Below are 11,743 nucleotides of genomic sequence, written 5' to 3' on the forward strand. Positions count from 1 at the left end.
GCGCGGCCGCGGGAGTTGCGGCCTTGGGGATTGCGCCGATGGGAATCGCGGCCATGGGGGATCGTCCTGTCGCAGGGCCGCGGCGAGGCGGGCCGTCGGGTCGGAGGCCCGAAGGCTCTCCCGCGGCCCCACCCGCTGTCAACGAGAATGTTCTTTTTACAGAACGGCGGAGCGGAGCGACAATCTTCTTTCGCGCCGGGCTCGCGCAGTGCGATCTTTCAAACCGGCGAGAAAAGACTCATCGGCGGCGATAAATGCTTGTGCGGGGCGGCCCGACCCGCAAGAACATCGCTCCCGGTGCCCCAACGGGATCGCGCGCTGTTCTTTTTGAGAAACGGAGCCGGGCGACGATCGCGGGGCGGGTCGGGCCGGCGGGCCCGCAACGCCGCCCGGGCGCGGGCGGCTCACGGACGGGATGCGCGCGATGACGCAGGTACAGGCCGGATGGGGCGCGGGCCCGAGCGCCCGCTACGAGGAGTGGGCCGGGTGGTTCCGCCCGCTGCTCCGGCAGATCCGGGAGGGCGGGCCCGCCCGCGACCGCGACCGGCGCCTGCCGCACGAGGAGATCGGCCGCCTGAAGGAGGCCGCCTTCACCACCCTGCGCCTGTCGCCCGCCGAGGGCGGGCACGGGGCGAGCCTCCCCGAGCTCTTCGCCCTCCTGATCGAGCTGTCGGAGGCCGATCCCAACGTCACGAACGCGCTCCGGGCGCATTTCGGCTTCACCGAGGACGTGCTGAACTCCCGCTATCCGGAGTGGCGCGCCCAGTGGCTGCCGCGGATCGCCGCCCGCCAGACGGTCGGCAGCGGGGTCTCCGAGACCGGCCCGGCCAAGGTCGGCAGCTTCGACACCGTGCTGCGCCGCCGCGGCGCCGGCTACGTCCTCGACGGCACGAAGTTCTACACGACCGGCTCGCTCTTCGCCGACTGGATCCACCTGGCGGCGGTGGACGAGGCCGGCAACCCGGTCGGCGCGGCGGTGCCGCGCCGGGCCCCGGGCGTCGAGGTGCTGGACGACTGGGACGGGTTCGGGCAGGCGCTGACCGCGAGCGGCACGGCCCGCTTCACGGACGTTGCCGTGGCGGCCGAGCTGGTGAACCCGGACCCGGGCCGGTTCCGCTACGCGATGGCGTTCTTCCAGCTCGTGCACCTGGCGACGCTCGCCGGGATCGGCCGGGCGGCGGCGGGCGACGTGGCGCGCCTCGTGGCCGAGCGCACCCGGGTCTACAGCCACGGCAACGCCGCCAGCGTCGCCGACGACCCGCAGGTGCTGCAGGTCGTCGGCCGGGTGCGGGGCGCGGCCTACGCGGCCGGCGCCGTGGTGCTCAAGGCCGCGGAGGCCCTCCAGCGGGTCTACGAGGCCGACCAGGCGCCGGACGGCGAGGCGGCGGCCGCCGCCGAGGCCACCGTGGCCGACGTCGAGGTGAACCAGGCCGTGACCGTGGTGACCAGCCTGGTGCTCGACGCGACGACGCTGCTCTTCGACGCCCTCGGCGCCTCGGCGACCCGGCGCGGGCTCGGCCTCGACCGGCACTGGCGCAACGCCCGCACCATCGCGTCGCACAATCCCCGCATCTACCGCGACCGCACCGTCGGCGCCTTCGCGGTCAGCGGGGCCGCCCCGCCCCGCCACTACCGCGTCGGGCAGGCGTGAGGCATCCGCGGCCGATAAGCCTCCGGGCTCCCGGAGCGTGGCGTCGCGAGCGCGCGGGCGCGCGCCCGTCATCGGCCGGCAGCCCGGCGGCGTTCCCCGGCGGCAGGCCGGCGGCGTTCCCCGGCGCCGCCAACCTCGCGGCCCGTCCCGCGTTGGTGAGGGGCACGGGTGCCGGCGCGCCTCGCGCGCGAGCGGGCGAGGCGCGCCGGCACCCGTGCCCCTCACGCGGGAGCGAAGCGAGCCATGATCCACCACCTCTCGTTGGGAACCAACGACGTCGCGCGGGCGCGGGCCTTCTACGACGCCGTCCTCGCGGTGCTCGGCCTGCGGCTGATCAAGCAGGACGCGGGCGGCATCCACTACGGCACGGGCGACATCCTCCTCAGCCTCGTGACGCCCGTGGACGGACGGCCCGCCGCGCCGGGAAACGGCGTGCACGTCGCGTTCCAGGCGCGCGACCAGGCCATGGTCCGGGCGTTCCACGGGACGGCGCTGGCCCACGGCGGCAGCGAGGACGGGCCGCCCGGTCTCCGGCCGGAGTACAACGCCCACTACTACGGCGCCTTCGTGCGCGACCCGGACGGCAACAAGATCGAGGCGGTCACCCACTCCGCCGGGTGAGCGGGCACGGGGCGCCGGGGAGGCCCGCAGGCGCGGTCGGCCCCGGCGGTGGCGCGAAGGGGGGCGCGGCATGTTCGACGACTTCACGGCCGAGACCATCGATGTCGGCGCCACCACGATCTTCCTGCGCCGACGGGGGACCGGGGCCCCGGTCCTCCTCCTGCACGGCTTCCCGCAGACGCACCTGATGTGGCGGGAGATCGCGCCGGATCTCGCCCGCACGTTCAGCGTGGTCTGCGCGGACCTCCGGGGCTACGGCGCGAGCGGCTGCCCCGCGTCGGCCCCCGACCACGCCCCCTACGCCAAGCGCGCGATGGCGGCCGACATGGTCGCCGCCATGGCGGCGCTCGGGTTCGACCGCTTCGCGGTGGCGGGGCACGACCGGGGCGGCCGCGTCGCCTACCGCATGGCGCTGGATCACCCCCGCGCGATCGACCGGCTGGCGGTCCTGGACGTCGTGCCGACCGCGGCCGCGTGGGACCGGGCCGACGCCCGGTTCGCCCTGTCGTTCTGGCCGTGGTCCCTGCTGGCGCAGCCCGCGCCGCTGCCGGAGCGGCTCGTCCACGCCGCCCCCGACGCCGTGATCGACGGTGCGCTCGACGGCTGGGGGTCGCGTCCCGCCGCCTTCCCGCCGCAGGTGCGGCGGGCCTACATCGATGCCCTGCGGGATCGCCGGCACGTCCACGCGGTCTGCGAGGAGTATCGCGCCGCCGCGACCCTCGACCGCGCGCACGACGCGGCCGACCGCGCCGCGGGCCGGCGCATCGCCTGCCCGGTGCTGGCCCTCTGGAGCGGGCAGGGCGGGCTCGCCCGCTGGTACGCCGACGAGGGCGGCCCGCTGGCGCTCTGGCGCCCGTTCGCCGACGACGTGCGGGGCCACGCCGTGGAGGGCGGTCACTTCTTTCCCGAGGAGGCGCCGCAGGAGACCGCCGCCGTGCTGCGCGGCTTCCTGGCGCCGCCCTGAGCCCCGCGCGCCGCCCGCGCTCGGCGCGGGCGTCCGGTCGGGAGCGGAGGGGCGGCAGGGAATGCTCTAGGCGGCGACGCCGTCCCTCCAGCGCAGGGCGTCGATCAGCGCGCGCAGCGCCGGCGTGACCTGCCGGCTGGTGTAGTAGAGGTGGCAGCCCGGGAAGGCGGGACACCAGTCGGCCAGCACCTGCACCAGCCGGCCCGCCGCGAGGTCGGCCGCGACCTCGTCCGCCAACATGTAGCCGAGCCCCGCGCCCGCGCGCACCACGGCGGCCGCCAGCGCGCCGTCGTTCACGACGAACCGGCCGCCCGCCCTCACGCGCGTCTCGCGGCCCCCGCGCGCGAACTCCCAGGGCAGGAGGCCGCCCCCGCCGACCAGGCGGTAGTTGACGCAGTCGTGCGCCTCCAGGTCGGCCGGGGTCTCGGGCCGGGGATGGCGCGCGAAGTACGCGGGCGTGCCGACCACCACCGTGCGCAGGTCGGGGCCGACGCGCACCGCCACCATGTCGCGCTCCACGCTCTCGCCGAAGCGGATGCCGGCGTCGAAGCCCGCCGCGACGATGTCGGTGAGGCGGTCGTCGAGGACGACCTCGACCGAGACCGCCGGGTGGTCGAGGAGGAAGCGCGGCAGGGCCGGCTCGAGGACGGTCCGCGCCGCGTAGGGAAACGTCGTCACGCGGACGCGGCCGGACGGCTCGCCGCGCCAGTCGGACAGCGCCGCGAGGCCGCGCGAGACCTCCGCGAGCGCTGGATCGAGGGAGCGCAGCAGCCGCTGGCCCGCCGGTGTCGGCGCCACGCTGCGCGTGGTGCGCGCGAGCAGGCGTATGCCGAGGCGCGCCTCGAGCGCGCGGACCGCGTGGCTGAGGGCCGAGGGCGACAGGCCGAGCTCCGCCGCCGCGCGGGTGAAGCTGCGCGCCCGCGCCACCGTCGCGAAGGCCGCCAGATCGTCGAGGTCGCCGCGCCGCATTGCTGCATACCGTTCACAAGCCCATGCCGTCACGGGCGGATAATCCCGCGAGAGGGCCGTCGCTATCCTCGTGTCATCATCGAGGAGATGCAGCAATGGACCTGACGCGCTATCGAACCCTGGGCCGCTCGGGGCTGGCGGTGAGCCCCCTGGCGCTCGGCACCATGACCTTCGGCACGGCGCGCTGGGGCATGGACGAGCCGGGCAGCCGCGCCGTCCTCGACGCCTACGTCGAGCGGGGCGGCAACTTCGTCGACACCGCCGACGTCTACGCCGGCGGCAACGGCGAGGCGATGATCGGCCGCTTCGTCGCCGAGCGCGGCCTGCGCGACCGGCTCGTCCTCGCGACCAAATCGGGCTTCGCCGGCGGGACGGGGCCGCATGCCGGCGGCAACGGCGCCAAGCACGTCCGCGCGGCGCTGGAGGGCTCGCTGCGCCGCCTGAGGACGGACTTCGTCGACCTGTACTGGCTGCACGTGTGGGACGGCGTCACGCCGGCCGAGGAGGTGTCGGAGACGATGGCCGGCCTCGTGCGTGCCGGCAAGGTCCGGTACTGGGGGCTGTCGAACGCGCCGGCGTGGTTCATCGCCAAGCTGGCGACGCTCGCGTCCGTGCGCGGGCTGCCCGGGCCGGTCGCGCTGCAATTCTTCTACTCGCTCGTCAGCCGGGACGTGGAGGACGAGCATCTCCCGCTCGCGGCCGAGTTCGGCATGGGGATGGTGCCGTGGTCGCCGCTGGCCTGCGGGCTGCTGACCGGCAAGTACGACCGGGCCGCCGTCGAGGCGGCCGGGCCCCGTGCGGGCGGGCTGCCGACGGACGCGGCGCGGGCCGGGGAGGAGCGGCCGGCCGACGACAGGCGCCTGGACGGCGCCAATCCGTTCGGCGACAGCCTGTTCACCCCGCGCAACTGGGCCATCGTGGAGGCGGTGCGCCGCGTCGCCGCGGCGATCGGGCAGCCGCCGGCGCGCGTCGCGCTGGCCTGGGTGGCGGGCCGGCCGGGCGTGGCTTCGACCCTGATGGGGGTCGGCCGGCCGGCGCAGGTGGCCGACAACGTCGCCGCCCTCGACCTCGTGCTGTCGTGCGAGCACCGCGCCGCCCTCGATGCGGCCAGCGCGCCGGCCGAGCCGCGCATGATCTACGGCCTGGCGCGGCCGCCGCTGCGGCGGCAGGTCGTGTTCGGGGGCGCCGAGGTCCTGGCGGCGGGCGAGACGGCGCGCCCGTCGGGCTGAGGACGCCCGCCTGCGATCCCGGAGCGGCCGCCCGGCCGGAGAGGGCGCGGTCAGGCACCGTCCCGGCGGCCGGTGCGCCGGGGACGAGGCGGGTCAGGCCGGGAAGCCGGCTTCGCGCGCCTTGATGATGGCGACCACGGTTTCGTTGACGGGCGTCGGGACGCCGTGCGGCCTGCCCAGGCGCGGGATCGCGCCGTTGATCGCGTCGACCTCCCCGCGGCGGCCCGCGGCGTGGTCGAGGAGCATCGAGGGCCGGGCGTCCGGGATCTTGCCGCCGAGCGTCCTGATGTGCGCGATCGGGTCCCCGACCTCCAGCCCGACGCCGATGGCCTCGGCCACCGCGATGGCCTCCTCGGCGCAGCCGAGCGCCACGCTCCAGGCGTCCGGGTCGGCCATGACCCCGCCGATCGTGAGCCCGGTGGTGCAGGTGGTGCCCGAGAAGGTCACGTTCATGATCAGCTTCTCCCAGACCATGCGCGACACGTCCTCGAAGAGGTCGACCTTGAACCCCGAGGAGGTCCAGATCTCGGCCGAGGCCTGCAGGCGCCGCCGCGGCAGGCCCGAGAAGGCGCCGAAGCGGATCATCTCCAGGCCGTTGTGATGGGCGTGGCCGGGGCCGCGCAGCGAGGCGCCGAAGCCGCCCACGACGCCGACCGCGATCCTGTCGCCGTCCAGGACGGACGCCGCGACCTCGGGGGAGCCGAGGCCGTTCTGGATGGTCTGCACCACCGTGTCCGGCCCGATCAGCGGCACGCACGAGCGGGCCGCGGCCGCGACGTCGAAGGCCTTCGTGGCGATGACGACGAGGTCGCAGACCCCGATCCCGTCCGCCTCCGTCCCGGCGCTGGCGAGCGCGACGGTGCGGTCGCCGCTCGCCCCCTCGACGCGCAGGCCCGCGATCCGCATCGCCTCGGCGTGGTCGGGCCAGAGCGTGACGGCGTGCACCGCGTGGCCCGCGTCGGCCATGAGGGCGGCGTAGACCGAGCCCATCGCGCCGCAGCCGATGATGGCGACCTTCGCCATGCCGCCCTCCTCACGCCGCCGGAGCGCCGGCCGCGAGCGCGGTCCGGATCGCCCGGGTGACCTCGAGCGTGCCGGCGTCGCCGCCGAGATCGCGGGTCCGCGGCCCCCTCGCCAGGACCGCGCCGGTCGCGGTGCGGATCGAGGCCGCGGCGCCGGCGCAGCGCGGATCCCCGTGCCGCTCGGCGATCCAGTCGAGCAGCATGGCCGCGGACAGGATGGCGGCGACCGGGTTGGCGACGCCCCGGCCGGCGATGTCGGGGGCCGTGCCGTGGCTCGGCTGGAACACGCCGTGGGTCTCGCTGACGTCGCCCGACGGCGCCACACCCAGGCCGCCGACGACCCCGGCCGCGATCTCGGACGTGATGTCGCCGAAGATGTTCTCGGTGACCACGACGTCGAAGCGCTCGGGATTGGTCACCAGCATCATCGCGCCGGCGTCGATGTAGAGGCGCGCCGTGGCGACGTCGGGATGGCGCGCCGCCGCCTCGTCGAAGAGCTTGCGCAGGAAGGCATTGCTGCGCAGGACGTTGGCCTTGTCGAGGAGCGTGACGTGGCCGGGCGTGCCGTGCAGCCGGCGGCGCCGCTTCGCCTGCGCGAAGGCGACCTCGAACAGCTTCTCGCTGGTGGCGCGGGTGATCGTCAGGCGATCGCTCGCCCGCTCGTCGCTCGGCTCCGCCGGATCGTGCCGGCCGGCGAACAGGCCCTCGGTGAGCTCCCGGATGATCAGCATGTCGACCGCCTCGGCGCGGACGCGGGTGGGCACGCCGGGAAACAGGCGGCAGGGGCGCAGGCTGGCGAACAGGCCGTAATGCTCGCGCACGTCGATCTGCGGCGCGATCTCGGTGCCGTCCGGGTAGCGCACGTCCGGCAGGCCCATCGCGCCGAGCAGGACCGCGTCGGCCTCGCCGAGCGCGCTCATGGACGCCGCGGAGATCGCCTCGCCGGACACCCGGTAGTAGGCGGCGCCGGCGTCGTAGGTCGCGTAGCTGAGGGTCACGCCGTGCTGCTCCGCGGCGTCGGTGAGCACCGCGACGGCGGCGTCCGTCACCTCGAGGCCGATGCCGTCGCCCGGCAGCAGCGCGACCTCGTAGCGGTTCCTGGCCATCGGCCGTGCTCCCGAAGCGTCCCCGACCGAATGCGATGATCCGGAGCGCGGCGTGCCCATCGGGCGCGAACGCTTCTAATGCGCGCCGAGGATGCAGGCAACCGGGGGCGGGTTCAACGCTCGCCGCCCCCGTTCCACGGGGGGCGGGGCGTCAGGGCGTGCGGGGCCGCGGGCAGGCTCCCTCGGATGTCGAGGGCGCGGCGTCGTTCCCCCGCCGGGATCCGGGCCGGCAGGAGAAGGAGCAGAGGGCCGGGATCCTCGCGCGCATCCTGCACGAGACCAGCGCCATCCTGGGGATGTCGCCACGGGACGTGCGGGTCTACGTCTCCGATATTCCGGCGCACGGGGTCCTGGAGTTCGGCACCGTGCTGCCGGAACCGGGCGCCCGCGCGGCCGCGCTCGGCAAAGAACAGTTTTGCGCCAGGACAGCAATTTTCCGGCCGAAACGACCCGCCGCCGCGCCGATCGTTTCCCTCTCGCGGTCTCGAGGCAGCGAAATCAACGAAGCCTCACCGCCTGGAGCCATGTTATCGATCGTCAAGACTTGCGCTGACGAGCCGACATCGAGGCATGCCGGTCGGGGGAGGGCACTTGCATGCATAAGGTCGATACGCATTTCCCCATCTGGGACTTGAAGGAGAACTATTACCCCTGGTTGACCGACACGGTGCGGCCGCGGGTGATCGGCGACTACGCGAGCATCCGCAAGGACTACCTGATCGGCGATTTTCTTCGCGACGTCGGCGAGACGGGGGTGACGAAGGCCGTCCACGTGCAGGCCGAGCACGACCACGCCGATCCCGTCCGCGAGACGCGCTGGCTGCAGGGCGTGGCGGACGGCGCAGGCTCGCGCGGCTTTCCCCACGCCATCGTGGCCTACGCGGATCTCGGCGCCGACGACGCCGAGGAGGTCCTGAACGGGCATTGCCGGCATCCCAACATGCGCGGGATCCGGCAGAGCCTCATCCAGCCCAAGCTCGACCTCGCGGCGCGCGACCCGCGCTCCAGCCCGACCTGGGCGCGCAACTTCACGCTGCTGCGCGCGCTCCCCCTGCTGGCGGCGCGTGCGGGCCCTGGAGGCCCGGGGCGTCATCACCCGCTACAGCGCGGTCATCGATCCGACCGGCCTGGGCCTGACCGTCGAGGCCTCGATCAGCGTCACGCTCGAGACGCAGGCCGCGCCGGACCGCAGGCGCTTCGAGGCCGAGGCCCTCGCCCGCCCCGAGGTCGTGGACCTCCACGTCGTCGGCGGCGACGCGGACTACCTGCTGCGCGTCCTCGCCGAGGACACCGGCGCCCTCGGCCGCCTCCTCGACGCCCTGGCGGCCCTCGCGGGCGTCCGCTCGCTGCGCACCCAGATCCTGCTCTCCTGCGTGCGCCGCCCGCCCCTCCGTCCCGTCCCGGCCGGCGGCCCGCCCGCCCGCCCGGCCCCGGTGAACGGAGCATCCCCATGCGCAGCCTCCTCTTCGCGCCCGCGTCCCACCCCCGCCACAGCGAGAAGGTGTTCGGCTGCGGCGCCGACGCCGCCATCCTCGACCTCGAGGACGCCGTCGCGATCGCCGACAAGCCGGCCGCGCGGGGGAGGGCGGCGGCGGCCCTCGCGGTCCGGCGGCGCGGCCGCACCTTCGTGCGGATCAACGCCCTCGAGACCGAGTTCGCGTTCGGCGACCTCCTGGAGGTGGTGCGTCCGGGGCTCGACGGCATCATCCTGCCCAAGGCGCAGAGCGCGGAGGACGTGGCGCTGGCGGACTGGCTCGTCGGGCAGCTCGAGCGGGAGCACGGGCTCGCTCCGGGCGCGGTCGAGCTCCTCCCCATCGTGGAGACCGCGCGCGGGGTGATGAATGCCGCGACGATCGCCGCGCGGTCCCGGCGGGTCCGCCGGCTCGCCTTCGGGGCGGGCGACTACGTCAACGACGTCGGCGCCGAGTGGACCGACGGCGAGGAGGCGCTCGCTCTCGCCCGGCTCCAGGTCGCCGCCGCCGCCCGCGCCGCCGGCCTCGCCCCGCCCATCGACACCGCCCACACGAACATCGCCGATGCGGGCAGCCTGGAGCGGGCCGCCCGGCGCGCCCGCACCTACGGCTTCGGCGGCAAGTTCTGCATCCACCCGTCGCAGGTCGCCGCGGTGAACCGCGCCTTCACCCCGGGCGAGGCGGAGGTCGCGCGGGCGCGGCGGATCGTGGCCGCCTTCGGGGAGGCCGAGCGGCGGGGGCTCGCGGCCATCCGGGTTGACGGCGCCCTCGTCGACTACCCGATCGCGTTGCGCGCCGCACGGATGGTCCGGGCCGTCGACGAGGTCCGCGACGGGACGGCGGCCTGACGCGCCGACTCGCTCCCGCGGACCGCGATGGCCGTGACGATCGCCCGCCCCCGTCCCGGGGGCGATGCGGCCGGCCGCGCCGGTCCGCGCACGGCTCGGGCGCCCGCAGGGCGCCGAAAGCCCCCCTCAGCAACGATTTCCGGCATCGGCGAGGTGATCCATGTCTCAAGCCGCCCCAGGACGCTGCCGCTCCAGGGCATCCGCGTCATCGACATCGCGACCTTCATCGCCGCCCCGTTCGCCGCGACGCTGCTCGGCGAGTTCGGCGCGGAGGTGATCAAGGTCGAGCTCCCGGGGGTCGGCGATCCCTGCCGGCGCCTGGGCAACGCCTCCGAGGCCGGCGACAGCTTCACCTGGCTGACCGAGGCGCGCAACAAGAAGTCGCTCACGCTCGACCTGCGCGAGCCGGAGGGCGCCGCGCTGCTCAAGCGCCTCGTCGCGCAGGCGGACGTCCTCTGCGAGAACTTCCAGACCGGCACGCTCGAGCGCTGGGGCCTCGGCTACGACGTCCTGAAGGCGGTCAACCCGCGGATCGTCATGCTCCGCATCACCGGGTTCGGGCAGACCGGGCCCTGCCGCGACCGGCCCTGCTTCGGCCGCATCGCGAACGCCTTCAGCGGCTTGAGCTTCCTCGCCGGCGATCCCGACGGCCCGCCGGTCACCCCGGGCTCGGCGACGCTCGCCGATTACGGGTCGGGGGTGTTCGGAGCGCTCGGGGTGCTCCTCGCCCTGCGCGCGCGCGACGTCACCGGGGAGGGGCAGATGATCGACGTCGCCCTCTACGAGAGCATGTTCCGCATGCTCGACGAGCTCGTCCCGGCCTACGGCGCGAAGGGGATCGTCCGGCAGCGCATGGGGGCCGCCACCGCGATCGTCGTGCCCCACAGCCACTACCCGACCGCCGACGGGCGCTGGGTCGCCATCGCCTGCACGACCGACAAGATCCTCGCGCGCCTCGCCCACGCGATGGGACGGCCCGCGCTCGCGGCCCCCGACCGCTTCCAGGCGATGGCGACGCGCCTGACGCACCGCGACGAGGTCGACCGGGCGGTGACGCGATCTGGTCGGCGATGGACGGCGACCTGGGCGCCCGGCTGCGGGGCGACATCGCCAGGGCCGGCCTCGTCGCGCAGCCGCGCATCTGGGATCTCAGCTTCAAGGAGCTGACGTCCTCCACCCGCCCGATCAGGACGCCGGAGGACCTCAAGGGCTTCAGGCTGCGGGTGCCGCCCGGGGCCCTGTGGACGTCGCTGTTCCGGGCCTTCGAGGCCGGTCCGACGACCATCAACATGAACGAGGCCTATTCCTCGCTGCAGACGAAGATCGTCGATGGTACCGAGCTGCCGCTGACCACCCTGTACTACACCAAGCTGTACGAAGTGCAGAAATACGTCACGTTGTCGAGACACATGTGGGACGGCTGGTGGTCGCTCAGCAATCGCCGCCTGTGGGAGGGGCTGCCGGACGACGTGCGCGCGGTCGTCGCGAGGAACCTCGACCGGTCCGCGCTCGACCATCGCGCCGACGTGGCCCGGATCGAGGCCGAGCTCGCGAGGAAACTCTCCGGCAAGGGTCTGGAGATCATCGAGATCGACCAGAGGCCGTTCCGGGCGAAGCTGGAAGCCGCGGGCTTCTACAGGGAGTGGAAGGGCCGGTTCGGGCCCGAGCTCTGGGGCGTGCTGGAGAAGTATACCGGCCCGATCGGCTGAGCGGGGCCGCCCCCGGCGGCCCCGAGACGGGCAGGCCCTGCGGCGCCCGCGAGGGCGCAGGCGCGCCGGGCCGGGCTCCGCGAGCGGGCGGCCGTGCCGGCGGGTCCGGCCTCCCCCCGGCCGTTCCGAGCGGCCGCCTGAGCCGGCCCTGA

At 74.8% G+C, this 11,743-nt stretch carries 10 protein-coding genes and 1 pseudogene; 8 read left to right on the forward strand and 3 right to left on the reverse strand.

The window, feature by feature from the left end:
- Nucleotides 1-424: 424 nt before the first annotated feature.
- The 3 genes from DT057_RS31510 to DT057_RS31520 all read left to right on the forward strand — a co-directional run bounded on the left by DT057_RS31510 (nt 425) and on the right by DT057_RS31520 (nt 3,236).
- Nucleotides 425-1,651, forward strand: coding sequence for an acyl-CoA dehydrogenase family protein (locus DT057_RS31510; protein ID WP_128565998.1), 1,227 nt, complete (start codon nt 425-427; stop codon nt 1,649-1,651).
- A gap of 243 nt (nt 1,652-1,894) precedes the next feature.
- Nucleotides 1,895-2,272 (forward strand): VOC family protein, encoded by a 378-nt coding sequence (locus tag DT057_RS31515; RefSeq protein WP_128565999.1) that lies wholly within the window; start codon nt 1,895-1,897, stop codon nt 2,270-2,272.
- A gap of 70 nt (nt 2,273-2,342) precedes the next feature.
- Nucleotides 2,343-3,236, forward strand: coding sequence for an alpha/beta fold hydrolase (locus tag DT057_RS31520; RefSeq protein ID WP_128566000.1), 894 nt, complete (start codon nt 2,343-2,345; stop codon nt 3,234-3,236).
- A gap of 66 nt (nt 3,237-3,302) precedes the next feature.
- Here DT057_RS31520 and DT057_RS31525 read toward each other — a convergent pair whose 3' ends face one another.
- The gene (locus DT057_RS31525) at nt 3,303-4,205 is read right to left on the reverse strand and encodes a LysR family transcriptional regulator (RefSeq protein ID WP_128566001.1); all 903 of its coding nucleotides are present in this window, start codon (nt 4,203-4,205) and stop codon (nt 3,303-3,305) included.
- Between the two features lie 95 nt (nt 4,206-4,300).
- Between DT057_RS31525 and DT057_RS31530 the strand changes: the two genes are divergently transcribed.
- Nucleotides 4,301-5,434 (forward strand): aldo/keto reductase, encoded by a 1,134-nt coding sequence (locus DT057_RS31530; RefSeq protein WP_128566002.1) that lies wholly within the window; start codon nt 4,301-4,303, stop codon nt 5,432-5,434.
- Nucleotides 5,435-5,527: 93 nt separating this feature from the next.
- On the opposite strand, the gene DT057_RS31535 is transcribed toward DT057_RS31530, so the two are convergent.
- On the reverse strand, nt 5,528-6,457 hold the full coding sequence (locus tag DT057_RS31535; protein ID WP_128566003.1) for a ketopantoate reductase family protein: 930 nt from the start codon (nt 6,455-6,457) through the stop codon (nt 5,528-5,530).
- Nucleotides 6,458-6,467: 10 nt separating this feature from the next.
- The gene (locus DT057_RS31540) at nt 6,468-7,562 is read right to left on the reverse strand and encodes an isocitrate/isopropylmalate dehydrogenase family protein (RefSeq protein WP_128566004.1); all 1,095 of its coding nucleotides are present in this window, start codon (nt 7,560-7,562) and stop codon (nt 6,468-6,470) included.
- Nucleotides 7,563-8,626: 1,064 nt separating this feature from the next.
- Between DT057_RS31540 and DT057_RS37590 the strand changes: the two are divergent.
- From DT057_RS37590 to DT057_RS31560, 4 genes and pseudogenes are all read left to right on the forward strand, one after another.
- Nucleotides 8,627-8,920, forward strand: a pseudogene (locus DT057_RS37590) (Lrp/AsnC family transcriptional regulator); the annotation flags it as partial.
- A 92-nt stretch (nt 8,921-9,012) separates the two neighbouring features.
- Entirely contained in the window at nt 9,013-9,882 is an 870-nt protein-coding gene (locus DT057_RS31550; RefSeq protein WP_128566005.1) for an HpcH/HpaI aldolase/citrate lyase family protein, read from the forward strand.
- Between the two features lie 153 nt (nt 9,883-10,035).
- The gene (locus DT057_RS31555; RefSeq protein ID WP_238312932.1) at nt 10,036-11,049 is read left to right on the forward strand and encodes a CaiB/BaiF CoA transferase family protein; all 1,014 of its coding nucleotides are present in this window, start codon (nt 10,036-10,038) and stop codon (nt 11,047-11,049) included.
- Nucleotides 10,953-11,591, forward strand: coding sequence for a TRAP transporter substrate-binding protein (locus DT057_RS31560; protein WP_128566007.1), 639 nt, complete (start codon nt 10,953-10,955; stop codon nt 11,589-11,591). The genes DT057_RS31555 and DT057_RS31560 overlap by 97 nt, the downstream gene beginning before the upstream one ends.
- The last annotated feature ends 152 nt before the right edge of the window (nt 11,592-11,743 follow it).

The sequence above is a fragment of the Methylobacterium crusticola genome, assembly GCF_003574465.1.
GTDB classification, from domain to species: domain Bacteria; phylum Pseudomonadota; class Alphaproteobacteria; order Rhizobiales; family Beijerinckiaceae; genus Methylobacterium; species Methylobacterium crusticola.